General features: G+C 62.0%; 1 protein-coding gene. It reads left to right on the top strand.

Features of this window, described 5'->3' with window-relative positions; all coding sequences use genetic code 11:
• Positions 1-13 precede the first annotated feature (13 nt).
• Positions 14-245, top strand: a 232-nt coding sequence (gene dctP / locus MO867_RS23035) for a TRAP transporter substrate-binding protein DctP (RefSeq protein WP_252473484.1), incomplete at its 3' end; no start/stop codon positions are given.

The raw sequence follows: 245 nt of genomic DNA, 5'->3' as shown, positions 1-245 counted from the left end.
AAGCAGTGTGGCGATGGAGCAGTTCAAGGCGCGCCTGCCGGAAGTATCCAAGGGGGCACTGACCGTGGATGTGTTCCCGGCCATGCAGCTGGGCGGCGCCAAGGAAAACATCGATCAGGTGCGCTCCGGCGTGCTGGAAATGACCTGGGTGGGCGCTTCCTACCTGTCCCGCATAGTGCCGGAACTGGAGGCGGTAAGCCTGCCGTTTGTATACGCCAACCGTGAGGAAGCCTTCAAGGTGGTGG

Origin of the sequence: Microbulbifer okhotskensis (assembly GCF_023895975.1) — a bacterium.
Lineage (GTDB): Bacteria > Pseudomonadota > Gammaproteobacteria > Pseudomonadales > Cellvibrionaceae > Microbulbifer > Microbulbifer okhotskensis.
This window is presented reverse-complemented; position numbering and strand designations above follow the sequence as displayed.